The organism is Enterobacter sp. 301B, from assembly GCF_003850715.1.
GTDB classification, from domain to species: domain Bacteria; phylum Pseudomonadota; class Gammaproteobacteria; order Enterobacterales; family Enterobacteriaceae; genus Enterobacter; species Enterobacter intestinihominis.
In genome coordinates this window covers 225,463-250,281 of sequence record NZ_PQTC01000006.1, presented here as the reverse complement: position 1 = coordinate 250,281, position 24,819 = coordinate 225,463, and the positions used below count along the sequence as shown (strand labels likewise).

The 24,819-nt window shown below is 53.9% G+C and carries 25 protein-coding genes and 2 pseudogenes; 20 read left to right on the top strand and 7 right to left on the bottom strand.

Translation table 11 applies throughout. From position 1 onward, the window contains the following. Positions 1-121: 121 nt before the first annotated feature. From C3451_RS09565 to C3451_RS09525, 9 genes and pseudogenes are all read left to right on the top strand, one after another. Positions 122-424, top strand: a pseudogene (locus C3451_RS09565) (phage tail protein); the annotation flags it as partial. Beyond that, positions 421-1,179, top strand: a complete 759-nt coding sequence (locus C3451_RS09560) for a phage minor tail protein L (RefSeq protein ID WP_063139382.1) — start codon at positions 421-423, stop codon at positions 1,177-1,179. The pseudogene C3451_RS09565 and the gene C3451_RS09560, both read left to right, overlap by 4 nt. 1 nt (position 1,180) lies before the next feature. Beyond that, positions 1,181-1,891, top strand: a complete 711-nt coding sequence (locus C3451_RS09555) for a C40 family peptidase (protein ID WP_063139383.1) — start codon at positions 1,181-1,183, stop codon at positions 1,889-1,891. Between the two features lie 32 nt (positions 1,892-1,923). Beyond that, entirely contained in the window at positions 1,924-2,271 is a 348-nt protein-coding gene (locus tag C3451_RS09550; protein ID WP_032622495.1) for a hypothetical protein, read from the top strand. 6 nt (positions 2,272-2,277) lie between these two features. Further along, positions 2,278-2,613: a hypothetical protein gene (locus C3451_RS09545; RefSeq protein ID WP_032622494.1), complete on the top strand. Its 336-nt coding sequence runs from the start codon at positions 2,278-2,280 to the stop codon at positions 2,611-2,613. A gap of 55 nt (positions 2,614-2,668) precedes the next feature. Beyond that, positions 2,669-3,268, top strand: coding sequence for a tail assembly protein (locus C3451_RS09540; protein ID WP_047720006.1), 600 nt, complete (start codon positions 2,669-2,671; stop codon positions 3,266-3,268). 53 nt (positions 3,269-3,321) lie between these two features. Beyond that, positions 3,322-6,903, top strand: a complete 3,582-nt coding sequence (locus tag C3451_RS09535; RefSeq protein WP_063139384.1) for a phage tail protein — start codon at positions 3,322-3,324, stop codon at positions 6,901-6,903. Position 6,904: 1 nt separating this feature from the next. Beyond that, positions 6,905-7,870 (top strand): DUF6453 family protein, encoded by a 966-nt coding sequence (locus tag C3451_RS09530; RefSeq protein WP_026080692.1) that lies wholly within the window; start codon positions 6,905-6,907, stop codon positions 7,868-7,870. 59 nt (positions 7,871-7,929) lie between these two features. Continuing rightward, positions 7,930-9,198, top strand: a complete 1,269-nt coding sequence (locus tag C3451_RS09525) for a hypothetical protein (protein ID WP_063139385.1) — start codon at positions 7,930-7,932, stop codon at positions 9,196-9,198. Here C3451_RS09525 and C3451_RS24520 read toward each other — a convergent pair. Continuing rightward, positions 9,164-9,742, bottom strand: coding sequence for a hypothetical protein (locus tag C3451_RS24520; protein WP_227440729.1), 579 nt, complete (start codon positions 9,740-9,742; stop codon positions 9,164-9,166). The two genes, C3451_RS09525 and C3451_RS24520, sit on opposite strands and share 35 nt — an antisense overlap. A 340-nt stretch (positions 9,743-10,082) precedes the next feature. Here C3451_RS24520 and C3451_RS09515 point away from each other — a divergent pair, with 340 nt between their 5' ends. Both C3451_RS09515 and C3451_RS09510 read left to right on the top strand, forming a co-directional pair. Further along, entirely contained in the window at positions 10,083-10,658 is a 576-nt protein-coding gene (locus C3451_RS09515; protein ID WP_063135683.1) for a recombinase family protein, read from the top strand. 330 nt (positions 10,659-10,988) lie between these two features. Then, on the top strand, positions 10,989-11,414 hold the full coding sequence (locus C3451_RS09510; protein WP_123906383.1) for a hypothetical protein: 426 nt from the start codon (positions 10,989-10,991) through the stop codon (positions 11,412-11,414). A gap of 86 nt (positions 11,415-11,500) precedes the next feature. Here C3451_RS09510 and C3451_RS09505 read toward each other — a convergent pair whose 3' ends face one another. From C3451_RS09505 to C3451_RS09495, 3 genes and pseudogenes are all read right to left on the bottom strand, one after another. Then, a complete protein-coding gene (locus C3451_RS09505) occupies positions 11,501-11,740 on the bottom strand; it encodes a DinI family protein (RefSeq protein WP_017384354.1) in 240 nt (79 codons plus the stop codon). Positions 11,741-12,012: 272 nt separating this feature from the next. Further along, positions 12,013-12,108, bottom strand: a pseudogene (locus C3451_RS24515) (hypothetical protein); the annotation flags it as partial. Continuing rightward, complete coding sequence (locus C3451_RS09495; RefSeq protein WP_022648490.1) at positions 12,105-12,671, bottom strand: hydrolase; 567 nt, start codon at positions 12,669-12,671, stop codon at positions 12,105-12,107. The pseudogene C3451_RS24515 and the gene C3451_RS09495, both read right to left, overlap by 4 nt. A gap of 263 nt (positions 12,672-12,934) precedes the next feature. On the opposite strand from C3451_RS09495, the gene aspS reads away from it, so the two are divergent. From aspS to ruvB, 6 genes are all read left to right on the top strand, one after another. Continuing rightward, the gene (gene aspS, locus C3451_RS09490) at positions 12,935-14,707 is read left to right on the top strand and encodes an aspartate--tRNA ligase (RefSeq protein ID WP_023300446.1); all 1,773 of its coding nucleotides are present in this window, start codon (positions 12,935-12,937) and stop codon (positions 14,705-14,707) included. A 1-nt stretch (position 14,708) separates the two neighbouring features. Beyond that, the gene (gene nudB / locus C3451_RS09485) at positions 14,709-15,152 is read left to right on the top strand and encodes a dihydroneopterin triphosphate diphosphatase (RefSeq protein ID WP_023300445.1); all 444 of its coding nucleotides are present in this window, start codon (positions 14,709-14,711) and stop codon (positions 15,150-15,152) included. Positions 15,153-15,179: 27 nt separating this feature from the next. Next, positions 15,180-15,920, top strand: coding sequence for a YebC/PmpR family DNA-binding transcriptional regulator (locus tag C3451_RS09480; protein WP_003859747.1), 741 nt, complete (start codon positions 15,180-15,182; stop codon positions 15,918-15,920). Between the two features lie 34 nt (positions 15,921-15,954). Further along, a complete protein-coding gene (gene ruvC / locus C3451_RS09475; protein WP_124304297.1) occupies positions 15,955-16,476 on the top strand; it encodes a crossover junction endodeoxyribonuclease RuvC in 522 nt (173 codons plus the stop codon). Between the two features lie 80 nt (positions 16,477-16,556). After that, complete coding sequence (ruvA, locus tag C3451_RS09470; protein WP_022648487.1) at positions 16,557-17,171, top strand: Holliday junction branch migration protein RuvA; 615 nt, start codon at positions 16,557-16,559, stop codon at positions 17,169-17,171. Between the two features lie 8 nt (positions 17,172-17,179). Continuing rightward, complete coding sequence (gene ruvB, locus C3451_RS09465) at positions 17,180-18,190, top strand: Holliday junction branch migration DNA helicase RuvB (RefSeq protein ID WP_006811035.1); 1,011 nt, start codon at positions 17,180-17,182, stop codon at positions 18,188-18,190. 52 nt (positions 18,191-18,242) lie between these two features. On the opposite strand, the gene znuB is transcribed toward ruvB, so the two are convergent. Continuing rightward, positions 18,243-19,028 (bottom strand): zinc ABC transporter permease subunit ZnuB, encoded by a 786-nt coding sequence (gene znuB, locus C3451_RS09460; protein WP_022648485.1) that lies wholly within the window; start codon positions 19,026-19,028, stop codon positions 18,243-18,245. After that, positions 19,025-19,780 (bottom strand): zinc ABC transporter ATP-binding protein ZnuC, encoded by a 756-nt coding sequence (gene znuC / locus C3451_RS09455; RefSeq protein WP_003859757.1) that lies wholly within the window; start codon positions 19,778-19,780, stop codon positions 19,025-19,027. Before znuC ends, znuB begins: the two co-directional genes overlap by 4 nt. Positions 19,781-19,857: 77 nt before the next feature. Here znuC and znuA point away from each other — a divergent pair, with 77 nt between their 5' ends. The 3 genes from znuA to lpxM all read left to right on the top strand — a co-directional run bounded on the left by znuA (position 19,858) and on the right by lpxM (position 23,228). Continuing rightward, positions 19,858-20,802: a zinc ABC transporter substrate-binding protein ZnuA gene (znuA, locus tag C3451_RS09450; RefSeq protein ID WP_032622452.1), complete on the top strand. Its 945-nt coding sequence runs from the start codon at positions 19,858-19,860 to the stop codon at positions 20,800-20,802. 15 nt (positions 20,803-20,817) lie between these two features. Beyond that, on the top strand, positions 20,818-22,137 hold the full coding sequence (mepM, locus tag C3451_RS09445; protein ID WP_022648483.1) for a murein DD-endopeptidase MepM: 1,320 nt from the start codon (positions 20,818-20,820) through the stop codon (positions 22,135-22,137). Positions 22,138-22,256: 119 nt separating this feature from the next. Further along, positions 22,257-23,228 carry a lauroyl-Kdo(2)-lipid IV(A) myristoyltransferase gene (lpxM, locus tag C3451_RS09440; protein ID WP_045621065.1) on the top strand — a complete coding sequence of 324 codons (972 nt, stop codon included), beginning with the start codon at positions 22,257-22,259 and terminating at the stop codon, positions 23,226-23,228. A 43-nt stretch (positions 23,229-23,271) separates the two neighbouring features. On the opposite strand, the gene pyk is transcribed toward lpxM, so the two are convergent. Continuing rightward, a complete protein-coding gene (gene pyk, locus C3451_RS09435) occupies positions 23,272-24,714 on the bottom strand; it encodes a pyruvate kinase (RefSeq protein WP_003859767.1) in 1,443 nt (480 codons plus the stop codon). Positions 24,715-24,819 lie beyond the last annotated feature (105 nt).

Here is a 24,819-nt window from a genome sequence, read left to right as displayed (position 1 = left end):
CGCGATCAACAACCTGTTTGACTGCTTCAGTTTTAAACTCTTCGGGATAACGCTTACCGCTCATGGGCACCTCTCTTTAAGCCATCTTAAATGACTCTGAGGTGTCTGTTAAACCCGTGGCGATTCAGAGGCAGATATAAATTTCCGCGTCAGGAAAGCGCAGTTTGGTGATGGATATGAGCAGGTTTCAGGGGATGGATTGAATACCAGAACCCAGCAGTGGACGCTCAACTTTACTGGCAACGAAACCTACATTTCCGCCATTAAATCTTTTCTCGACAGGCATGAAGGGACGAAAGCCTTTCAGTGGAAGCCACCGCTCGAACCTTTGGGTTTGTATCGTTGCGAAACGTATAAACCCACCGGGCTCGGCGCTGGGAAATTCAACCTTGAAGCAACATTCATCCAGGCATTTAAACCATGAGCTTAAACGCAGACTATCAGAAGCTGGAATCAGGAAACGACGTTCGTCTGATTGAGGTGGACGGTTCTTCTTTTGGACTGACGGACGTTCTCCGGTTTCACAATTACAACATTCCCCACACCGAAGCGGAAATAGTCGCCGCCGGCGGGGATGAGGCCAAGCTCCCGGCGAAACCAATCTGGTGGCAGGGTAATGAATATTCTGCCTGGCCTTATCAGCTGGAAGGGCTGGAGAAATCGACCAGTGGCAGCAATGCGACGCCATCACTGACGGTCGCGAACATCGAAAGCTCTATTTCTGCCCTGTGTCTTGCGTATGACGATTTGCTACAGGCTAAGGTCACTATTCACGACACAAAGGCAAAATATCTCGATGCGAAAAACTTCGCAGGCGGTAACCCTACAGCAGATCCGACTCAGGAGAAAATTCAGGTCTGGTATATCGACGGGAAAACGACCGAGCTTGCCGGCGAAACCATCGAGTTTGTACTGTCCAGCCCTATGGATCTTCAGGGGCAAATGATCCCGACACGGCAGCTTCATTCCCTGTGTACATGGTGCATTCGTAATAAGTACCGCACCGGCGATGGTTGCGACTATGCCGGTACGCGTTATTTCGACAAAAACAACAACCCGGTAAGCGATCCGTCACTGGATGAATGCAACGGAACGCTGACGGCCTGCAAACTTCGGTTCGGTGAAAACAACGAGCTCTCGTTTGGTGGGTTCCCGGGTACGTCGCTGATCAGGAGCTGATATGCGTCAGAAAACAATTGATGCGATTATGGCGCATGCTGCCACTGAATATCCTCGTGAGTGCTGTGGTGTGGTGGCGCAGAAAAGCCGCGTTGAACGTTATTTTCCTTGCCGGAATCTTGCCGCGGCGCCGGAGGACAATTTTGTCCTTTGCCCCGAAGATTACGCATCCGCTGAGGACTGGGGTACGGTGATCGCCATCGTTCACAGCCACCCTGACGCCACTACGCAGCCGAGCGAACTGGATAAAGCGCAATGCGACGCAATGCTTTTACCCTGGCATATCGTGAGCTGGCCGGAGGGGGATTTACGCACCATCCAGCCGCGCGGAGAGCTGCCGTTGCTGGAGCGTCCTTTTGTGCTTGGTCACTTTGACTGCTGGGGGCTGGTAATGAGCTATTTCCGGCAAACGCATGGTATCGAACTCCACGATTACCGGGTTGATTATCCCTGGTGGGAAAACGACTATCCGGACAACTTCTATCAGGATTGCTGGTACGAGTGCGGATTCCGTGAATTCGACGGGCCGCCGAAACCTGGCGATATGGTGATCATGCAGGTGCAGGCTGATAAGTGGAACCACGCGGGTATATTGCTGGAGGGCAATATGCTGCTGCACCACCTGTACGGTCACCTGAGTCAGCGAGTACCATATGGCGGTTACTGGCAGGAACGAACGATGAAGATTCTCCGTTACAAATCTCTGTGCTAACCTTTTGCAAAACGAAAAAAGGGGTTAGGGATATGAGGAAATTTCTTTCGATATTAGCGTGTAGCCTGATTATTGTTGGTTGCACACCTTCTGAAAAGGATTTTATTGACATGGGGGAGTCCTTGGTCAAAGACACCCTTAAAGATCCGGACAGTGCCAAGTTTGAATCATTTTTCCGTGATTTTGGTGAAAATTCTGGATATGTTTGCGGTTATGTGAATGCTAAAAATTCATACGGCGCATACACGGGTAAAAAACCATATTATGTGCGGATTGAGGTCAAAGATGGAAAGGTCAATAATCATGGACCAATCATCATTATTAATGACCAAGACCAGAAGAAAATTGATTCCTATGAGTCAATCTGTCAAAGGGACTGATGTGCCATGAAAAAGATTATCCTCCCAATTTTTATCTTCCTGCTGATGGGATGTTCTGTTTCTTCACTAGAAGAACAAAAACCTATCCTATCAGAGCATTCAACAAAAACTGTTGATGAGGTTAATCGTTGCCTTGCTCCTAAATGGGTGGAGCTACGATCTTCAAGCTCAAGCATACCCACTGAATCAGGATACAAAATCACAGCATCAGACGATATATTCGGTGCTCTTTCAGTGGTGAATATCGATAAATCAGCGACAGGCGGAAGCGATATAAAGGTTTATGCCGTCGCGAAAGGATGGAACGACCACTGGGCTACGGCCGCCAGATCATGTCTTTGAAAACCCTAAAATAATCTAAGCCACCTTCGGGTGGCTTTTTTTATGGAGAATGAAAATGTCAGAGGTTATGACCAGAATTGAGCTCGGCGGTGTTTTGGGTAAAACCTACGGGAAGGTTCACCATCGTCTAATAAGAACAACCGCAGAAGCGATAAACTCACTTACAAAAACAATAGACGGGCTGGAGAAATTTTTGATAACCAGCAAAGCAAGGGGCCTGACCTACGCCGTCTTTAAAGATAAAAAAAATATCGGAAAAGATGATTTTGGTTTTCCGGTAACAGGTGAAGTTATTCGAATTGTCCCTGTAGTGATCGGAAGTAAAAAAGCTGGAGTTTTACAGACAATTCTTGGAGCTGTTCTTGTCGTTGCGGGGATTGCAGTTGGAATGCTTTCTGGTGGAACACTATCTGCTGTTGGTTACGGAGCCGCGAAGTTTGGTGCAGCTATGATCGCTGGTGGAGTTGTTCAGATGCTTTCGCCTCAACCCGGTGGCCTGGCCAGCAAACAAAGCGCAGATAACCGTGCATCGTATGCGTTCGGTGGGGTGACAAACACCGCCGCACAGGGTTACCCGGTTCCGCTCCTTTACGGCCGCCGGCGAATCGGCGGGGCAATTATTTCCGCCGGGATTTATGTCGAAGATCAGCAGTAGATAACAAACCTTTTTACAAGCCACCTTCGGGTGGCTTTTTTTATGGGCGCGATATGGCGAATAAAATTACCGGACGAAAAGGGGGGAGCTCCAGTTCCCGAACTCCTACCGAACAGCCTGATGATCTGCAATCTGTAGCGAAGGCAAAGATTCTCGTTGCGCTTGGGGAAGGGGAGTTTGCTGGACAGCTCACCGGGAAGGATATCTACCTGGACGGAACGGCGCTGGAGAACGCCGACGGCTCCCAAAACTTCAGCGGCGTTACGTGGGAATTTCGCGCGGGTACACAGGCCCAGAAGTACATTCAGGGCATTCCCGGTACCGAAAACGAAATCAGCGTGGGAACCGAGGTAACGAGCGCTACAGCGTGGACACGAACCTTCACCAATACACAGCTTTCAGCGGTTCGTTTACGCCTGAAATGGCCATCGCTTTTCAAGCAGGAGGACGATGGCGATCTGGTTGGTTACTCGGTTAATTATGCGATTGACTTGCAGACGGACGGCGGGACATGGCAGACAGTCCTCAATACCAGTGTGACCGGGAAAACGACCTCAGGTTATGAGCGTAGCCATCGTATTGATTTACCTCAGGCGGGCAGCACCTGGACAATCAGACTACGCAAAATTACCGCTGACGCCAACAGCGCGAAAATCGGCGACACGATGACGCTACAGAGCTTCACTGAGGTGATTGATGCGAAATTGCGATATCCGAACACCGCGCTGCTGTACATCGAATTCGACTCCAGCCAGTTTAATGGCTCTATACCTCAGATCTCCTGTGAGCCTCGTGGCCGCGTTATTCGGGTTCCTGATACTTACGACCCAGAAACCCGCTCTTACAGCGGGACATGGACCGGGGCGTTTAAGTGGGCATGGACGGATAACCCTGCGTGGATATTTTACGATCTGGTTGTTTCTGACCGGTTCGGACTCGGTCACCGTTTGACTGCTGCTAACATCGATAAATGGACGCTTTATCAGGTCGCCCAGTATTGCGATCAGATGGTTCCGGACGGTAAGGGTGGCGATGGAACAGAACCACGCTATACCTGCAACGTGTACATCCAGGACCGAAACGACGCTTACACAGTCCTGCGTGATTTTGCGGCCATATTCCGTGGCATGACGTACTGGGGTGGCGATCAGATCGTTGCTCTGGCCGATATGCCCCGTGATGTGGATTACAGCTACACGCGCGCTAATGTTGTTGGCGGTCGCTTCACCTATTCAAGCAGCACCACGAAAACCCGCTACACTACAGCGCTGGTTTCATGGTCCGATCCCGGTAACGCCTATGCTGACGCGATGGAACCCGTATTCGAGCAGGCGCTGGTGGCGCGGTACGGCTTCAATCAGCTGGAAATGACAGCCATCGGCTGTACCAGGCAGTCAGAAGCGAACAGAAAGGGGCGCTGGGGTATTCTCACCAACAACAAGGATCGCGTTGTTTCGTTTGATGTCGGGCTGGACGGAAACATACCGCAGCCAGGCTATATCATCGCTGTGGCAGACGAGCTGCTTTCCGGAAAGGTTATGGGCGGTCGCATCAGCGCCGTTAACGGTCGCGTTATCAAACTTGACCGTGTAGCTGATGCAGCAGCAGGTGATCGTCTTATCCTTAACCTTCCCTCCGGAGCGTCACAGAGCAGGACCATTCAGGCGGTTAACGGGGAATCGGTCACAGTCACCACCGCGTACAGTGAGACGCCTCAGGCCGAAGCTGTCTGGGTTGTTGAGTCAAACGAACTCTACGCGCAGCAGTATCGTGTTGTGAGTGTCGCTGATAACGATGATGGCACTTTCACCATTACCGGTGCATGGCACGATCCGGATAAATATGCCCGAATCGATACCGGAGCCATCATTGACCAGCGGCCGGTGAGCGTGATCCCTCCGGGCAACCAGTCGCCGCCTGCGAACATCGTGATCAGCTCGTTTTCGGTGGTGCAGCAAAATATCAGCGTCGAAACGATGCGCGTGAGCTGGGACCAGGCGCAGAACGCTATCGCCTATGAAGCGCAATGGCGCCGCAATGATGGGAACTGGGTTAACGTGCCGCGCAGCTCCACCACGTCATTCGACGTCCCCGGGATTTATGCCGGGCGCTACCTGGTGCGCGTGCGCGCAATCAATGCCGCAGAAATCTCGTCCGGATGGGGCTATTCAGAAGAGAAAACGCTGACGGGGAAAGTGGGCAATCCACCGAAGCCGGTCGGCTTCATTGCTTCTGAAAACGTGGTATTCGGTATTGAGCTGAACTGGGGATTCCCCGCGAATACCGACGACACGCTGAAGACGGAAATTCAGTACAGCCTGACCGGTACCGAAGACGATGCGATGCTGCTGGCAGATGTACCCTATCCGCAGCGCAAGTATCAGCAGATGGGCCTTAAGGCAGGGCAAATTTTCTGGTACCGCGCGCAGCTGGTGGACCGCAGCGGAAACGAATCAGGGTATACAGACTTTGTGCGCGGACAGGCCAGCATTGATGTATCCGATATCACCGATGCCATTCTGGAGGACATGAAAGGCTCCGATACGTTCAAAGACCTGATCGAGAACGCGGTGGACAGCAATGAAAAAATTGCTGGCATGGCAAACGACATCAAACAGGCCAACGACGAACTGGAGCAACAGGCGCAGAAAATTGCCCAAAATGCCCAGGATATCGGGAAGGTTCAGACCAGCGTTACAAACCTGTCGAGCAAGGTCGGAGATGTGTCTTCTTCTTTGAGCGAGCTTGAGCAGACAGTGGCAACGGCTGATACCGCGCTGGGCCAGCGCATCGATAACATCAGCGTGTCTGTGGACGGCATGGCGGGGGGGGTGAAGAACTCCGCCATCGCGATTATTCAGGGCAACCTGGCGCAGGTGGCCGCGCGCAAAACACTGTCTGCATCGGTCGCCGGTAACAGCGCGCAGCTGGACCGCATTGATGAGGTGATCGTCAACGAGAAGGAGGCAACGGCGCGTTCGCTGCTGAGTTTGCAGACTGACGTGAACGGCAACAAGGCATCCATCAACAGCCTGAACCAGACGTTCTCCGATTACCAGCAGGCCACGGCCACGCAGATAAACGGCATCACAGCGACCATCAACGGGCATACGTCAGCCATTACCACTAACGCTCAGGCCATCGCGAACGTTAACGGGGACCTGAAGGCGATGTACAGCATCAAGGTCGGGTTATCCAGCAACGGCCAGTACTACGCCGCAGGGATGGGGATAGGCGTGGAGAATACGCCGTCCGGCATGCAGTCGCAGGTTATCTTCCTGGCTGACCGCTTCGCCGTAACGCACCAGGCCGGAGCGACCGTTACGCTTCCTTTCGTTATCCAGAATGGGCAGACCATAATTCGGGACACGGTCATTGGAGACGGGACGATTGGAAACGCCAAGATCGGCAGCTACATTCAGTCGACAACCTGGGACGGCACCGGGAACGTTGGCTGGCACATCAACAAATCAGGCTACGCGACGTTCAACAACGTGACCGTTCGCGGCTCGATTTACGCCACAAACGGTAATTTTTCTTTCAATGGCTCCGGCAACACAACGGTGATCAATGGCAACGGTGTAACCGTCAACATTCCCGGTGGTGGTCGGATCGTTCTGGGGACGTGGACATAAAATGCCAACAGGATTATTGATAGAGCTTAATGATGGTGGAAAGCGCATGGAGATAACGGCGGGCCTGCGGTGCCCGTCGTTTGGAGCCAACTTTGACAGTGGCTACCAGAAAGCCAAGTACGCTGATATTGCCGGTTATGTTTCCGGGGCGCAGGTGCTGTTTATCCCGCATGCGACAGCTTACCTTGATTCAGGGCTGCTTCATAAAATGAACTCGGTCACCATATCCGGTGGCCGTGTGACGCAGAACTCCACGATGAAGGATGTAAGCATCAGTGAGCGTGAGAGTACTTACACGTTTCCCGGAAGCATCTGGCAGATATTTCCGCCAGGCCAACGTAAAGGCGAAGGCCTGCTTATTGGTGACAGCACCGACTTCCTGGCGATTACCAATGCCACGCAGTCAGGGCAGTGTATCTGGAAGGGTACCGTCAATGTCCCCACAGGCGGCTGGGCAGTTCCCACGATAGCGGGGTACGACAAGTCCAAATATATCGTCTTTGGGCGCTGCAATAGCGGTAACACAGTCGATTTCGATGGCAACACGGTCAGATTCTTCAGCCCTCCTTCCACGAATGATGACGCTCCGACGACCGGCACGATAGATATTGTCATTTTCGCCAGTGGCGTGGCGCCGCAGCCGGGCGCGGGGCTCAATATCTTCAATGCTGCCGGAGTCTGCACGTTTTCAACGACGAGACGGCCTTTCGTCTACCTCAATCAGCTCTGGACGCCTTCAAAAAATGCCGTGAGCATCGGCAGCGGGTATGTTCCGCTGGGCAGATTCGGGCTGATGGCTCACGAAGTTAATGGCATGTACGTGTATCGAATGTTCGGAATAAAAATACAGAACGGCAGCGCTTCAGTTCAGGGTGGGAAATATCTGGGGCGCGAGCGGTATGCAATTTTTGGTAATGACACGGTAACGCCACTGAACCTTCCCGTTCTCCCCGATATGTACGTCTGAATAAACTGTCTTTTTAATCAACCTCGCTCCGGCGGGGTTTTTTATTGCCTGGAGAAAATATGCTTTATAACACTGGCACCATCGCCATTAACGGAAATACAGCCACCGGCACCGGCACGAACTGGACGGCACCAGCCAGCCAGATTCGGGTTGGCCAGACGTTGTTTGTTCTATCTAACCCGGTACAGATGTTTCAGATCACCGCCATCAACAGTGCGACATCACTGACGGTTACGCCTGCCGCGTCTCCGGCGTTGAGCGGCCAGAAGTACGGCATTCTTGTTACTGATAGTCTCTCGGTCGACGGCCTGGCGCAGAGCATATCTCAGCTCATTAACGAGTACGACGAGAATATCGGCGCCTGGGAGACGTTCGCCACCACCTCAGCAAACCAGAGCATCACCGTGACCATCAACGGCGCTCGTGTAACTATTCCGGCGATCGGTAAACTGGTCCAGAAAGGGAGCAATGGGGCGGTTGGAGTTTCGGACGGCGGGACCGGGGCAACGAATGCCGCTGACGCTCGCACAAACCTCGGTTTGGGAAGTAGCGCCACGAAGGACGTTGGAACAGCCGCAGGAAACGTCATGCAGGTAGGCGCATTCAACCTTGGCGCTATCCAAGGGGACGGTCCAACCCTCGATAATATGGACGGGTTCACGCCTACCGGATTTACCTCACATCAAAATGATGGTCTGACTCAGTTGGGCCTGACATCGAATACAGGACTAACTTCCATCATTCTCAATCGGGGCAACAGGCCAACCAGAATACATCAGGCATACTCTCTACGTCGTACCTGGTTTTCATATTACAGCGGGATCGCATGGGCCTATCACGAAGCTTACACGACTGGTAATACGACAAAATCAAGCGATGGTACTTTGAAGGCGGCGTCCCCTGTCGCCCGTATTGTAAAATCCCGTGAGGACTGCCAGCGTGAGGACATTGATTCTGACGGTTTCAGCTGGTGTGGAGGTGGAACTGCCAATGAAGAAGCTGAAGGGATCAAGATTTCAAGACTGGATGTTGGTGTTTATGTCCTGACTGGTTCAGCGGGACTGGCCTCTGAGGGCTGGCAGTTATTGCCACCAATGGACCCTGGCGGCATGGGGGAACTGGGTGTAGTTGAAGCTGAGCAGACAGAAGGCGGTGGGCTGACGATTCGGCTTTTTAAGCGGAAATACATACTCAACGAAGAAGGCGAAATTGTTAAAACGAAAGGGGCTCCTATAGATGTTCCTGCCAACAGCTGGATCGACGTTCGCCTCGATATGCCTGATGATTCTGCCTTTAATCAGAGGATGAGTCAGGGACTTGAGCCATAGCCGCACGTTGATTCCAGATACTGTTTTGCGGCATCTCTACACGGACACTGACAAACTGATCGGCCGGAATGTCGGCCGCTTCGCCATCTGCGAGACCTTCCCGGGAGTTCCTCGCAAATATCGGTGCCGTCGAGTATTCCCGGTGGAATGTTTTCACGAGCACTGACCCGTCGGCATTTACCTCATAGTCAAGCCAGATCAGGGCCTGCCCGTTGCGATCTTTAGGAATATCAAAACCGCCATCAATCCCACCCCACGCCGCATCAGAGTTCATACCCATGCAGCCCTCGATCAGATACTCTCCGGCTTTCAAACGAGTTACAGAACAGCCTTCTGATTCGTCATTAGTTTCAAACGAACCGTCTGCAAAAAGCTTAACTACTGGGGATGCTGCCTTAAGAGTTCCGTCGCTGGCTTTTGTAGTGTTCTGCGTCGAATAAAGGGTATGCGTCGTGGAGAACCCGACGTTAGCATTGCCCTGAATTGTTCCATTACCCTGACGATACTTGAGCCCCTGAGAGGTTGAGGCAAGCTGCCACGACACATAGCCACCACCTGACGGATCATGCCACCCACGTAGCGTTAGCATGCCCGTATATGTATCTACTCCACTACCTCCTCCCCACGCATTGCCACCGGACTGAATACCGAAGGACATACCGAGAGGATATTGGGCTATAGCGTCGTAAGAGGCGAGACTGCGATAATCACGATGACATTGCGCCATTACAGCGGCGCCATTAAGGTACGAAATTCCTGGGGCAAACTGACTATCAACATCTCGTGTAGCGCTGTTTCCTAAACCGACGTTTTATAGATTGCCCTGCGGCAGCCATGCCGATAACTTCACCTGATTTTTTTGCAGAAATAACTGGGTGGAAAATATGCAAATTGGCTATGTAAGGGTGTCAACAAATGACCAAAATACGGATCTTCAGCAGCAAGCACTCGAACGCGCAGGATGTGAACAGATTTTCGAAGAAAAAATGAGCGGTACCGTGGCAAACCGACCAGCGCTTAAAAAGCTTCTGAGAACGCTGAATGAGGGCGATACGCTTGTGGTCTGGAAGCTGGATCGTCTTGGTTGTAGCATGCGTAATTTGGTGCTGCTGGTGGATGAACTACGTCAGCGTGGCATCCACTTCAAGAGCCTCACGGACAGCATTGATACATCAAGCCCGATGGGCCGCTTCATCTTTCATATCATGTCAGCTCTGGCTGAAATGGAGAGGGAGTTGATAGTGGAGCGCACTCGGGCTGGGTTGGCCGCAGCCCGTGAGAAAGGGCGAATCGGTGGGAGGCGGCCAAAATTGACACCTGAGCAATGGGCTCAGGCTGGCAGGTTGATCGCAAACGGAGTGGATCGGAAGCAGGTGGCGATCATTTACGATGTGGCCGTTTGTACTCTATATAAAAAATTCCCAGTAAATAAAGACGTTACACGAACTTCAACACATTAAAATTCATCCGGGTTATTCGATGTGCTTATGCCAATTTTGATCAGGCTCAATACTATCAAGCCAAGAGCAACAACTACGGTACTTGCGATTATAAACGTTGCCATGTTGAACCTTTTTTATGAACTTTTCATTTAGACAATACGGAACTGCAAACGTTCAGAACAAAAAATTCTTAGTATGAGAGCAGGATGTTTGATGTTTCGGACAGCCATATGTAAAAATGAGCTACGGTTGCTGGGCACTGTTCGGTAATTCGAATATTGAATGTTACAACCATGAAGATTCTGTTTGTACATAAGCTTCATGTAACAAGAGGATCTACTGAAAGGAATGATGAGAGATGTGTGGGGGCTTACCGTAGTTGAATTTATTGCTATCAAGCGGAATCTTGAGAATATTTCTGATACATGGTCAGATCTCTGGGCAATGTTGTATCTGAGTCAGGCTAAGCCCGGACAGCTTCTTGGGGCAAAGTTTGATGATGTGAGCCATGATATTCTTGTTCTTTCAGCCACAAAAGGACTGAGGGAAAGATGCATTGCTCTTAAGCCAGGAGTTAAAAGAATTCTCCACTCCCGCAGGGAGAAGTATCCTGAAGATGTGTTTTTGTTTCAGAGCCATTCACATCGTACCAAGACAACTCCAAGACCGGTAACGTTAGTTGCATTTAATGCGGCACTGAAAAGGGCATCTATTGGAGTGACCGCAAAAACAGTGAGTAGTAAAAGTGCTTATTATTTAACGCCACTAAGATGAAGTGCCGTTCAATATCGGAAAAGTACGATGGGTAGTGGTGCATGTCTGCGTAGTTGAAGGTATGCACGAAGCGAACACGGGCTTTGCTAATCATTCACCAGCCACATATTTGCGTCTTCAAACATTTCCTCCAGCATGCGGTTCAGCTTTTCCCGATCGCTTTTGCTGGCATCGCTATTCAAGCCGTTCGCCTGCATCGGCTTCACCCTCACTTCGGCATCAGGGAAGATCTGGTGCACTCGCTTCGTCAGCTCTGCCAGAATAATCTCTCTGGCGCCAACCAAACCATCAACATTACGCTTGTCATAGACCAGCTCAACGAACATAAAGACCTCCGGAAACGACTGTATTTTTAAAGAGAATTTATACTGGTTATTTGTACAGTGTCAACGGTTAGGTATATAGCATTTCAGAAGAGAGCTATGGGGCATGGATGGGGCAAAAAAATTGTTTTTGAGACGGTTTGGGGCATGAGTGGGACATTTTTACTCATATGAACTTTGGTGATTTTCATATGAAGTTAATTTTATGTCATTGATAATCATAAAGAATACACATGCTCTTGGGCGTTCTTTAGTGATTTTTAAAATTGCCGCGTCACGCAGTTAAAGTGTCGGGCATACTCTTCAAGGCCAGTAATACCCAGGCGCACCCATTTCGGGTGCGACCACTGGGGCAAACCCACGTACATCATAGCGCGCTGAGGATCTCATCCGTGCTGCGCACGCGACCAATACGCGGGAAGATATGGGTCATGCTGCCCTGATGCTGATCCGCAGAGGCTGCGCTGCACGCATCTTCCGCTATCACCAGGTTAAAGCCCAGCTCCCAGGCGTTACGGGCGGTGGATTCCACACCGATGTTGGTTGAGATCCCGCACAGAATAATAGTGTCTATCCCGCGACGGCGCAGCTGGAGCTCCAGGTCAGTGCCATAGAATGCGCCCCACTGGCGTTTGGTGACTTCTAAATCGCTGTCGCGTTTACCGAGCGAGACCGGGTATGTCCACCAGTTGTCCGGCAGCGCATGCGCCGGGGCCTGAGCATCAACTGGCTGCTTTAGCGCTTCGGCGAAATCAGTGGACCAGCCGACGCGCACCATGACGACAGGCGCACCGCTGGCCCGGCATTTTTCCGCCAGACGCGCAGCACGGCTTACAACATCGTCAGCGGTGTGTGGACCACCGGCAAAAGGCAGGATCCCTTCCTGTAAATCAATGACCACAAGGGCGGTTTTGGTGGCATCAAGCGTTAACATTGTCACTCCAGTAAAATTAATTGCTTTTTTACACCTTACGACGGGATGGCCTGTTATCGGTCGGATAATTTTGTTAATTTTTGTGAGAATAGACAATAAGAGCACAGCAAACACGCGTCAGGCCGTGCTTCGCTCTTATCGTGCGGCAGAATTTCCAGTATAATAGCCGCCTTTTTTCATCCAGTTGTGACATACAGAAAGCTGCGACATCGTAGCCTGTAAGACAGGCGACAATCAGCCTGCGGCTAATTAAGGGATATCTCATGCGTACAGAATATTGCGGGCAGCTGCGTCAGTCCCACGTCGGGCAGCAGGTCACCCTGTGTGGTTGGGTCAATCGTCGTCGCGATCTTGGTAGCCTTATCTTTATTGATATGCGTGACCGCGAAGGTATCGTTCAGGTGTTCTTCGATCCGGATCGCGCTGATGCGTTGAAGCTGGCCTCTGAGCTGCGTAATGAGTTCTGCATTCAGGTGACGGGCACCGTGCGTGCGCGTGACGAGAAAAACATCAACGCCGATATGGCGACCGGTGCTATCGAAGTGCTGGCGTCCGATCTGGTGATTATCAATCGCGCAGAAGCGTTGCCGCTGGACTCCAACCACGTCAACACCGAAGAAGCGCGTCTTAAATACCGCTACCTGGATCTGCGTCGCCCGGAGATGGCTCAGCGCCTGAAAACCCGTGCGAAAATCACCAGCCTGGTGCGTCGCTTTATGGATGACCACGGTTTCCTCGATATCGAAACCCCGATGCTGACCAAAGCCACGCCGGAAGGCGCGCGCGACTACCTGGTGCCATCCCGCGTCCATAAGGGCAAATTCTACGCGCTGCCACAGTCACCACAGCTGTTCAAGCAGCTGCTGATGATGTCCGGCTTCGACCGCTACTATCAGATCGTGAAATGCTTCCGCGATGAAGATCTGCGTGCAGACCGTCAGCCAGAATTTACCCAGATCGATGTGGAAACCTCCTTCATGACCGCCGAGCAGGTGCGTGAGGTGATGGAAGCCCTGGTGCGTAGCCTGTGGAACGACGTGAAAGGCGTTGAGCTGGGCGATTTCCCAATCATGACCTTCGCGGAAGCCGAGCGTCGCTACGGCTCCGACAAACCAGACCTGCGTAACCCGATGGAGCTGGTGGACGTGGCAGACCTGGTGAAAGCCGTTGAGTTTGCGGTCTTTGCTGGTCCGGCTAACGATCCGAAAGGCCGCGTGGCTGCCCTGCGCGTACCGGGCGGTGCTGCGCTGAGCCGTAAGCAGATTGACGACTACGGCAACTTCATCAAGATCTACGGTGCGAAGGGTCTGGCCTATATTAAAGTAACCGAGCGTGCTAAAGGTCTGGAAGGCATTACCAGCCCTGTTGCGAAATTCCTGAATGCGGACATCGTGGAAGCTATTCTGGAGCGCACCGGCGCGCAGGACGGCGACATGATCTTCTTCGGCGCAGACAACAAGAAAGTCGTTGCGGATGCGATGGGCGCGCTGCGTCTGAAGCTCGGCAAAGACCTGAACCTGACCGATGAAAGCAAATGGGCGCCGCTGTGGGTGATCGACTTCCCGATGTTTGAAGACGACGGTGAAGGCGGCCTGACCGCGATGCACCACCCGTTCACCTCGCCAAAAGACATGACGGCGGCGGAACTGAAGGCTGCACCGGAAGATGCGGTAGCGAATGCCTACGATATGGTTATCAACGGCTACGAAGTGGGCGGCGGCTCCGTGCGTATTCACAGCGGTGAAATGCAGCAGACCGTGTTCGGCATTCTGGGCATTAACGAGCAGGAGCAGCGCGAGAAGTTTGGCTTCCTGCTGGACGCCCTGAAATACGGTACGCCTCCGCACGCGGGTCTGGCCTTTGGTCTTGACCGTCTGACCATGCTGCTGACCGGCACCGACAACATCCGTGATGTTATCGCCTTCCCGAAAACCACCGCAGCGGCGTGTCTGATGACTGAAGCGCCAAGCTTTGCCAACCCGGCCGCGCTGGCTGAGCTGGGCATTGAGGTGGTGAAGAAGGAAGAGAAAAACTGATATGGCATATAAGCGTCCCGTTTCGGTTCTGGTGGTCATTTATGCAGAAGACTCGAAGCGGGTGCTGATGTTGCAGCGGCGCGACGATCCGGATTTCTGGCAGTCGGTTACCGGCAGTCTGGAAGAGGGGGAGTCCGCGCCGCAGGCCGCCGCGCGTGAAGTAAAGGAAGAGGTCGCCATTGACGTTGCTCGCGAGCAACTGACCCTGAAGGACTGTCAGCGCACGGTGGAGTTTGAAATTTTTAGCCATTTACGTCATCGCTATGCACCGGGAATTGAGCGCAATACGGAATCGTGGTTCTGCCTTGCGCTTCCCCATGAGCGGGAGATCGTGTTCACGGAACACCTGACCTACCGCTGGGTGGATGCGGCGGATGCCGCTGCACTGACCAAGTCATGGAGCAACCGGCAGGCGATAGAAGAATTTGTAATTAACGCTGCCTGAGAAGGCGCGATTTTTGGAGAACTTTTTATGGCAGGTCATAGTAAGTGGGCCAACACCAAACACCGTAAAGCGGCACAGGATGCCAAACGCGGTAAAATCTTTACCAAAATCATTCGTGAGCTGGTAACAGCGGCGCGTCTGGGTGGCGGCGATCCGGCCTCTAACCCACGTCTGCGCGCGGCGGTGGATAAAGCCCTGTCCAACAACATGACGCGAGACACCCTGAACCGTGCAATCGCACGTGGCGTGGGCGGTGATGAAGACGCGAACATGGAAACCATCATTTATGAAGGTTACGGTCCTGGCGGTACGGCGGTGATGGTAGAGTGCCTGTCCGACAACCGTAACCGTACCGTCGCGGAAGTGCGCCACGCGTTCACCAAAACCGGTGGTAATCTGGGCACTGACGGTTCCGTTGCTTACCTGTTCAGCAAAAAAGGCGTCATCTCCTTCGAGAAAGGCGACGAAGATGCGATCATGGAAGCGGCGCTGGAAGCCGGTGCGGAAGACGTTGTGACCTACGACGACGGCGCTATCGATGTCTACACCGCATGGGAAGAGATGGGTGCCGTGCGCGATGCGCTGGAAGCGGCAGGTCTGAAAGCGGATAACGCTGAAGTGTCCATGATCCCTTCCACAAAAGCGGACATGGATGCAGAAACCGCACCGAAACTGCTGCGTCTGATCGACATGCTCGAAGACTGCGACGACGTGCAGGAAGTGTATCACAACGGTGAAATCTCTGATGAGGTTGCAGCGACTCTCTAATGAGAGCCTGTAAACCGTTTACGGGAGACGCGTGATGTCGATTATCCTCGGGATTGACCCCGGCTCACGCGTCACCGGGTATGGCGTTATCCGTCAGGTGGGACGCCAGCTAACCTACCTCGGCAGCGGCTGTATTCGTACCAAAGTGGACGATCTGCCGTCGCGCCTGAAGCTCATTTATGCGGGCGTGTCGGAGATCATCACCCAGTTTCAGCCGGACTTTTTCGCCATCGAGCAGGTCTTTATGGCGAAGAACGCTGACTCGGCGTTAAAGCTCGGGCAGGCGCGCGGCGTGGCGATAGTTGCCGCCGTGAACCAGGACCTGCCAGTGTTTGAATACTCGGCCCGTCAGGTTAAGCAGACGGTGGTGGGCATAGGTAGCGCGGAGAAAAGCCAGGTGCAGCACATGGTGCGTACCCTGCTGAAGCTCCCGGCGAACCCGCAGGCCGACGCCGCCGATGCGCTGGCCATTGCGATTACCCACTGCCACGTCAGCCAGAACGCGATGCAAATGAGTGAGTCGCGGCTCAATCTGGCGCGAGGCAGATTACGATAATGACAAATCAGGCTGGATGTTTATCCAGCCTTTTTTTATTATGTCGGCAGTTAATTTCATCCAGAACGCAGGAGCGTCACGTGATAGGCAGACTCAGAGGCATCATCATTGAAAAACAACCCCCGTTAGTGCTGCTGGAAGTGGGTGGCGTGGGCTATGAAGTCCATATGCCGATGACCTGCTTCTACGAGTTGCCGGAGGCGGGCAAAGAGGCGGTTGTCTTTACCCAGTTTGTGGTGCGTGAGGACGCTCAGCTGCTGTACGGATTCAATAACAAACAGGAACGCACCCTGTTCCGCGAATTAATCAAAACCAACGGCGTCGGGCCCAAGCTGGCGCTGGCGATTCTGTCCGGTATGTCAGCGCCACAGTTTGTGAATGCCGTTGAGCGCGAAGATCCGGCTGCGTTAATTAAACTTCCGGGCATCGGCAAGAAAACCGCCGAGCGCCTGATTGTCGAGATGAAGGACCGCTTTAAAGGTTTGCATGGCGATCTGTTCACTCCGGCGGCCGATCTGGTGCTGACTTCACCGGGCGGGCCAGCGACGGATGATGATGCCGAGCAGGAAGCGGTTGCCGCGCTGGTGGCGCTGGGCTATAAACCTCAGGAGGCCAGCCGTATGGTGAGTAAAGTTGCCAAACCGGATGCCAGCAGTGAAACTCTGATTCGTGAAGCGCTGCGCGCTGCATTGTGAGGTAAAGGATGATTGAAGCAGACCGCCTGGTATCGGCAGGCACCATTCAGCCAGATGACGTGGTGGATCGCGCGATCCGTCCAAAACTGCTGGATGAGTACATTGGCCAGCCGCAGGTTCGTTCTCAGATGGAGATTTTCATCCAGGCGGCAAAGCTGCGCGGCGATGCGCTCGATCACCTGCTGATTTTTGGTCCGCCGGGGTTAGGTAAAACCACCCTGGCGAATATCGTCGCCAACGAAATGGGCGTTAACCTGCGTACCACCTCCGGCCCGGTGCTGGAGAAAGCAGGGGACCTGGCGGCGATGCTGACCAACCTCGAACCGCATGACGTGCTGTTTATCGATGAAATCCACCGCCTGTCCCCGGTGGTGGAGGAAGTGCTCTATCCGGCGATGGAGGATTACCAGCTGGATATCATGATCGGCGAAGGCCCGGCCGCGCGCTCGATCAAAATCGATCTGCCACCGTTTACCCTGATTGGTGCCACGACCCGCGCCGGCTCGCTGACCTCACCGCTACGCGACCGTTTTGGTATCGTGCAGCGTCTGGAGTTTTATCAGGTGCCCGACCTTCAGCATATTGTGGGGCGCAGCGCGCGCTACATGGGGCTGGATATGAGCGAAGAGGGAGCGTTTGAAGTGGCAAAACGTTCCCGCGGTACGCCGCGTATCGCCAACCGCCTGCTGCGTCGCGTGCGTGATTTTGCCGAGGTGAAGCACGATGGCACCATTTCGGCTGACATTGCTGCGCAGGCGCTGGATATGCTGAACGTTGATGCCGAAGGCTTTGACTATATGGACCGTAAGCTGCTGCTGGCGGTGCTGGATAAGTTCTTTGGCGGGCCGGTGGGGTTGGATAACCTGGCGGCGGCAATTGGCGAAGAGCGTGAGACTATCGAGGACGTGCTGGAGCCGTATCTAATCCAGCAGGGCTTCTTGCAGCGTACCCCGCGTGGTCGTATGGCGACGGTGCGGGCGTGGAATCATTTCGGCATTACGCCGCCCGCGATGCCGTAAGTAGCGATTAATGGTAGCCCCGGTAAGCGAAGCGCCACCGGGGACATGCTGACTACTGCGCGGTTTTTTTCATCATACTGAAAATAAACAACACCGCCGCGCACAATACCACCGACGGCCCCGCTGGCGTGTCATAAAACGCCGAGAAGGTTAATCCGCCCGTCACTGCGATCATCCCGATTATCACCGCGATACCGGCCATTTGCTCCGGCGTACGCGCAAAACGACGCGCCGTGGCGGCAGGGATTATCAACAGCGACGTGATGATCAGCGCGCCAACAAATTTCATCGCCACCCCGATGGTTAACGCCGTCACCAGCATCAAGAGCAGCTTCACGCGCTGAAGCTTCACGCCGTCGACAAAGGCCAGATCGGGGCTGACGGTCATTGCCAGTAAATTCCGCCACTGCCACAGCAGGATCCCGAGTACCACCACCACGCCAATGGCAATGGAAATCAGATCTTCGGGCGTGACGGCCAGCAGATCGCCGAACAGATAGGCCATCAGGTCTACGCGTATGTTTGACATCAGGCTCACCACCACCAGGCCCAGCGACAAGGCGCTGTGCGCCATAATGCCGAGCAGGGTATCAATTGCCAGATGAGGGCGTTTTTCCAGCCAGACCAGACCGGCGGCCAGCAGCAGCGTGACGACAATCACCGCATAAAACGGGTTTACGTCCAGCAACAAACCAAACGCGACACCCAGCAATGACGCATGGGCCAGCGTATCGCCGAAATAGGACATTCTGCGCCAGACGACAAACGAGCCGAGTGGACCCGCGGCGCAGGCAAGCATAATCCCGGCCAGCCAGCCGGGCAGTAACAGTTCAATCATGAGTGTCCATTTCCCCGACGCAGGACAATTCGTCCCTGTAAATCATGGCGGTGATTGTGATTATGGCGATAGATGCCCAGCTGTTCGGCGCCACGATGGCCAAACATGGAGATAAATTCGGGATGCATTGACACCACTTCCGGCGTGCCGGAACAACAGATGTGATGGTTCAGGCACAGCACTTCGTCGGTTTTGGCCATTACCAGATGCAGATCGTGGGAGACCATCAGCACCGCGCAGTTAAGCTCCCGACGGAGCTGGTCGATAAGATCGTACAGCGCAACCTGACCGTTGACGTCGACACCCTGCGTCGGCTCGTCCAGGACCAGCAGCTGAGGGCTGCTGAGCAGGGCGCGGGCAAGCAATACGCGCTGGGTTTCACCGCCCGACAGCTTTTGCAAAGGCGCCTCAACAAGATGTCCCGCCTGAACGCGTTTTAGCGCCGGTAGGATATCCGCTTTACGCGTACCGGGACGGAGACGCAGGAAGCGGCTCACCGTCAGGGGCAGGGTGGCATCAAGATGTAATTTTTGCGGCACATAGCCGATACGCAATTTGTCCTCGCGGACGATAACACCTGCGTCAGGGGCTACCAGGCCTAATACGACGCGCACCAGCGTCGATTTGCCTGCACCGTTAGGGCCGAGCAGCGTGAGTATTTTGCCGGGCTTCAGATTCAGCGACACGTCAGAAAGGACGCGGCGCTGGCCGAATGAGACCGAAACATTTTCAAGAGAAACTAAAGTCGTCATGTCAATTTAAGCTTGCAGAAGTCATCGAATGTTATAATATCACATTCCACGCATTCATTACGATGATTAGTCGCATTATGTTACAGAAAAATACGCTTCTTTTCGCAGCTTTATCCGCTGCTCTTTGGGGGACAACAGCACAAGATGTTAACGCTGCCGTTGTCGCTTCGCTTAAACCACTTGGCTTTATCGCCGCTGCCATCGCCGACGGTGTGACGGACACAGAGGTTCTTCTGCCTGACGGGGCCTCCGAGCATGATTATTCTCTGCGTCCGTCTGATGTAAAACGCTTACAGAACGCGGACTTAGTCGTCTGGATTGGTCCTGAGATGGAAGCGTTCATGCAGAAATCCGCTAAACAGGTCCCTGCGGAGAAACAGGTGACGATTGGTGAGCTGTCCGCTGTGAAACCGTTGCTGATGAAAGGGGCTGAGGACGAGGGCGACGAACACGACCACGACCATGCTCATGGCGAAAAAGGTGACGACCATCACCATCACGGTGAATACAACATGCATCTCTGGCTCTCCCCAGAGATAGCGCGGCTTACAGCGGTTGCAATCCACGACAAATTAGTGGAACTTATGCCGCAAAGTCGAATCAAACTCGACGCCAACCTGAAGGATTTTGAGGCTCAATTAGCTGCAACCGACAAACAGGTAGGTAACGAGCTCGCACCGCTTAAAGGAAAAGGGTACTTCGTTTTTCATGATGCCTACGGGTATTACGAGAAACATTACGGTCTGACCCCATTGGGGCATTTTACCGTCAACCCTGAAATTCAGCCTGGTGCGCAGCGTTTACATGAAATCAGAACACAGTTGGTTGAGCAAAAAGCGACATGCGTTTTTGCTGAGCCACAGTTCAGGCCAGCGGTCGTAGAAGCCGTGGCCAGGGGAACATCCGTGCGCATGGGAACCCTTGACCCGCTAGGTACGAACATCCAGTTGAGCAAAGCGAGCTATTCGCAGTTCCTCAGCCAACTGGCGAATCAGTATGCGAGCTGCCTGAAAGGAGATTAACGAGGAAGTGAATACGTGCAACAGATAGCCCGCTCTGTCGCCCTGGCATTTAACAATCTGCCTCGACCCCACCGCGTTATGCTGGGGTCGCTTACAGTTCTCACGTTAGCGGTCGCCGTCTGGCGGCCCTATGTTTACCACCCGAGTTCTGCCCCTATTATTAAAACCATCGAACTGGAGAAGAGCGAGATCCGCTCTCTGCTGCCTGAGGCCAGCGAGCCTATCGATCAGGCCGCACAGGAAGATGAAGCTATTCCCCAGGATGAGCTGGATGACAAGATCCAGAATGAAACCGGCATTCATGAATATGTTGTTTCTACTGGCGATACGCTGAGCAGCGTCCTGAACCAGTACGGTATCGACATGGGCAACATTAGCCAGCTTGCCGCATCCGATAAAGAGCTGCGTAACCTGAAAATTGGTCAGCAGCTTTCCTGGACCTTAACGCCCGACGGCGATCTGCAACGTCTGACCTGGGAGATGTCCCGTCGCGAAACCCGTACCTACGATCGCACCGCAAACGGTTTCAAAATGACCAGTGAAATGCAGCAGGGCGACTGGGTTAACAGCGTGATGAAAGGGACCGTCGGCGGCAGCTTTGTTTCCAGTGCCCGCGATGCTGGCCTGACCAGCGCTGAAATCAGCTCGGTGATCAAAGCCATGCAGTGGCAGATGGATTTCCGCAAACTGAAAAAAGGCGATCAGTTCTCTGTCCTGATGTCCCGCGAAATGCTGGACGGTAAGCGCGAGCAGAGCCAGCTGGTGGGTGTTCGTCTGCGTTCAGACGGCAAAGACTACTACGCCATTCGCGCGGAAGACGGTAAGTTCTATGACCGCAGCGGTACGGGCCTGGCAAAAGGCTTCCTGCGTTTCCCAACGGCGAAACAGTTCCGTGTCTCCTCCAACTTTAACCCGCGTCGTCTGAACCCGGTAACGGGTCGCGTAGCGCCGCACCGTGGCGTTGACTTCGCCATGCCGCAGGGCACGCCAGTGCTGGCGGTAGGGGATGGTGAAGTGGTCATGGCGAAACGCAGCGGTGCTGCTGGCTATTACGTTGCTATTCGTCACGGTCGCACGTACACCACCCGCTACATGCACCTGCGTAAACTGCTGGTCAAACCGGGCCAGAAGGTGAAACGTGGCGATCGCATCGCGCTGTCTGGTAACACCGGCCGGTCGACGGGCCCGCACCTGCACTACGAAGTGTGGATCAACCAGCAGGCGGTTAACCCGCTGACGGCGAAACTGCCGCGCACCGAAGGGCTGACCGGGAAAGATCGCAAAGATTACCTGGCGCAGGTGAAAGAGGTGATGCCACAGCTGCGCTTCGACTAAGCTAACACCCTCAAAAATAAGCCGGCGTCAGTGTGCGCCGGCTTTTTCTTTTGTACGCGGACGGCTGCCTCGCTACACTATCTGAATATATTTTTGCGTCACCAGACCCTGGAACCCGCATGGAAACCAAAAAAAACAATATTGAGTACATTCCCGAGTTTGAAAAATCCTTTCGCCACCCGCGTAACTGGGGCGCCTGGCTTGGCGTATACGCGTTTGCTGGCATGGCGTTGCTACCTGCTTCCCTCCGCGATCCGGTGCTCGGCAATGTGGGGCGCCTGGCAGGGCGCTTAGGTAAAAGCGCACGCCGCCGGGCGCAAATAAACCTTCTGTACTGTTTTCCGGATAAAAGCGACGCTGAACGCGAAGCAATCATTGATGACATGTATACCACCGCGCCACAGGCCATGGCGATGATGGCGGAACTGGCGCTAAAAGGGCCGGAAAAGATCGTCGACCGCGTTGACTGGAAAGGGCTGGAAATCATCGACGAGATGCGTCGCAATGATGAAAAAGTGATTTTCCTGGTGCCGCACGGTTGGGGGGTCGACATTCCGGCAATGTTAATGGCATCGCAGGGCCAGAAAATGGCGGCGATGTTCCATAATCAGGGAAACAAAATCTACGATTTCGTCTGGAATACCGTGCGCCGTCGCTTTGGCGGACGTCTGCACGCCCGAAACGATGGCATTAAGCCTTTCATTCAGTCGGTACGTCAGGGTTACTGGGGCTACTATCTGCCCGATCAGGACCACGGTCCTGAGCACAGCGAGTTTGTCGATTTCTTCGCGACCTATAAAGCTACGCTACCCGCGATTGGTCGCCTGATGAAAGTCTGCCGCGCCCGCGTGATCCCGCTGTTCCCGGTTTATGACGGTAAAACGCATCGCCTGAGCATTGAGGTACGTCCGCCGATGGATGATCTGCAGACCGCGGACGATCGCACCATTGCACGCCGCATGAATGAAGAGGTGGAAGTGCTGGTGGGGCCACATAAGGAGCAATATACGTGGATCCTGAAGTTGCTCAAAACGCGTAAACCTGGCGAAACAGAGCCGTACAAGCGTAAGGAGCTTTTCCCGAAGAAATAGGAAACCTTCACCCCTCTCCCCTTAGGGGAGAGGGGATCGGAGCTTACTCTACGGTCAGTACGCGGGTGGTATTGGTTGAGCCGATGGTGCTCATCACGTCACCCTGCGTCACGATAACGATATCACCGGATACCAGATAACCTTTGTCGCGCAGCAGGTTCACAGCATCGTGCGCGGCGGCCACACCGTCATTGGTGCTGTCGAAGTAGACTGGCGTCACGCCGCGATACAGCGCCGTCAGGTTCAGCGTACGCTCGTGACGGGACATGGCGAAGATCGGCAGACCGGAGCTGATGCGAGACGTCATTAGCGCGGTACGGCCAGATTCGGTCATGGTGATGATCGCCGTGACCCCTTTCAGGTGGTTGGCTGCGTACATCGCGGACATCGCAATCGCTTCTTCCACATTGTCGAACTGGATATCCAGGCGGTGCTTGGAGACGTTAATGCTTGGGATCTTCTCCGCACCCAGGCAGACGCGCGCCATGGCGGCCACGGTTTCCGCCGGATACTGACCCGCAGCGGTTTCTGCTGACAGCATCACCGCGTCAGTACCATCCAGCACGGCGTTCGCCACGTCCATGACTTCCGCACGGGTTGGCATTGGGTTGGTGATCATGGATTCCATCATCTGGGTGGCGGTGATCACCGCGCGGTTCAGCTGACGCGCGCGACGGATCAGCGCTTTCTGGATACCGACCAGTTCAGGGTCGCCAATTTCCACGCCCAGATCACCACGGGCAACCATCACCACGTCAGACGCCAGGATCACGTCGTCCATCGCGTCCTGATCGCAGACCGCTTCAGCGCGTTCCACTTTCGCAACGATTTTCGCATCGCAGCCTGCATCACGCGCCAGGCGGCGAGCATAGTTCAGATCTTCGCCGCAGCGGGGGAAGGAGACGGCCAGATAATCCACGCCGATCTGCGCTGCGGTCACGATATCCGCTTTGTCTTTATCGGTCAGCGCTTCGGCAGACAGGCCACCGCCGAGTTTGTTGATGCCTTTGTTGTTGGAGAGCGGGCCGCCGACGGTCACTTCGGTGAACACCTTCATACCCTGAACTTCCAGCACTTTCAGCTGTACGCGTCCGTCGTCCAGCAGCAGGATGTCGCCAGGCACAACGTCAGCAGGCAGACCTTTGTAGTCGATACCCACTTTTTCCTTATCGCCTTCGCCTTTGCTCAGGTTGGCATCCAGCAGGAATTTATCGCCGATGTTGAGGAAGACTTTGCCTTCTTTAAAGGTCGATACGCGGATTTTTGGACCTTGCAGGTCACCGAGGATAGCAACATGGCGGCCCAGTTTAGCTGCGATTTCACGCACTTTGTCGGCACGTAATTTATGGTCTTCTGGCGTACCGTGAGAGAAGTTCATGCGCACCACGTTGGCACCCGCGGCGATAATCTTTTCGAGGTTATTATCGCGGTCGGTGGCCGGGCCTAGGGTGGTGACGATCTTGGTTCTGCGAAGCCTTCTGGACATGTAATACTCCGTTGACTGAAACAACTTTGGTGTTGCGTGAACATAGAATCGGCCTTCATCTATCGCAAGGCAGTAGCGAGGGGACCGAATGCCGTAAATCGTACA

Coding starts and splice junctions, on each gene's coding strand:
- C3451_RS09560 (WP_063139382.1), top strand. CDS start 421: ATGAGCTTAAACGCAGACTATCAGAAGCTGGAATCAGGAAACGACGTT.
- C3451_RS09555 (WP_063139383.1), top strand. CDS start 1,181: ATGCGTCAGAAAACAATTGATGCGATTATGGCGCATGCTGCCACTGAA.
- C3451_RS09550 (WP_032622495.1), top strand. CDS start 1,924: ATGAGGAAATTTCTTTCGATATTAGCGTGTAGCCTGATTATTGTTGGT.
- C3451_RS09545 (WP_032622494.1), top strand. CDS start 2,278: ATGAAAAAGATTATCCTCCCAATTTTTATCTTCCTGCTGATGGGATGT.
- C3451_RS09540 (WP_047720006.1), top strand. CDS start 2,669: ATGTCAGAGGTTATGACCAGAATTGAGCTCGGCGGTGTTTTGGGTAAA.
- C3451_RS09535 (WP_063139384.1), top strand. CDS start 3,322: ATGGCGAATAAAATTACCGGACGAAAAGGGGGGAGCTCCAGTTCCCGA.
- C3451_RS09530 (WP_026080692.1), top strand. CDS start 6,905: ATGCCAACAGGATTATTGATAGAGCTTAATGATGGTGGAAAGCGCATG.
- C3451_RS09525 (WP_063139385.1), top strand. CDS start 7,930: ATGCTTTATAACACTGGCACCATCGCCATTAACGGAAATACAGCCACC.
- C3451_RS09515 (WP_063135683.1), top strand. CDS start 10,083: ATGCAAATTGGCTATGTAAGGGTGTCAACAAATGACCAAAATACGGAT.
- C3451_RS09510 (WP_123906383.1), top strand. CDS start 10,989: ATGATGAGAGATGTGTGGGGGCTTACCGTAGTTGAATTTATTGCTATC.
- C3451_RS09505 (WP_017384354.1), bottom strand. CDS start 11,740: ATGTTCGTTGAGCTGGTCTATGACAAGCGTAATGTTGATGGTTTGGTT.
- C3451_RS09495 (WP_022648490.1), bottom strand. CDS start 12,671: ATGTTAACGCTTGATGCCACCAAAACCGCCCTTGTGGTCATTGATTTA.
- aspS (WP_023300446.1), top strand. CDS start 12,935: ATGCGTACAGAATATTGCGGGCAGCTGCGTCAGTCCCACGTCGGGCAG.
- nudB (WP_023300445.1), top strand. CDS start 14,709: ATGGCATATAAGCGTCCCGTTTCGGTTCTGGTGGTCATTTATGCAGAA.
- C3451_RS09480 (WP_003859747.1), top strand. CDS start 15,180: ATGGCAGGTCATAGTAAGTGGGCCAACACCAAACACCGTAAAGCGGCA.
- ruvC (WP_124304297.1), top strand. CDS start 15,955: ATGTCGATTATCCTCGGGATTGACCCCGGCTCACGCGTCACCGGGTAT.
- ruvB (WP_006811035.1), top strand. CDS start 17,180: ATGATTGAAGCAGACCGCCTGGTATCGGCAGGCACCATTCAGCCAGAT.
- znuB (WP_022648485.1), bottom strand. CDS start 19,028: ATGATTGAACTGTTACTGCCCGGCTGGCTGGCCGGGATTATGCTTGCC.
- znuC (WP_003859757.1), bottom strand. CDS start 19,780: ATGACGACTTTAGTTTCTCTTGAAAATGTTTCGGTCTCATTCGGCCAG.
- znuA (WP_032622452.1), top strand. CDS start 19,858: ATGTTACAGAAAAATACGCTTCTTTTCGCAGCTTTATCCGCTGCTCTT.
- lpxM (WP_045621065.1), top strand. CDS start 22,257: ATGGAAACCAAAAAAAACAATATTGAGTACATTCCCGAGTTTGAAAAA.
- pyk (WP_003859767.1), bottom strand. CDS start 24,714: ATGTCCAGAAGGCTTCGCAGAACCAAGATCGTCACCACCCTAGGCCCG.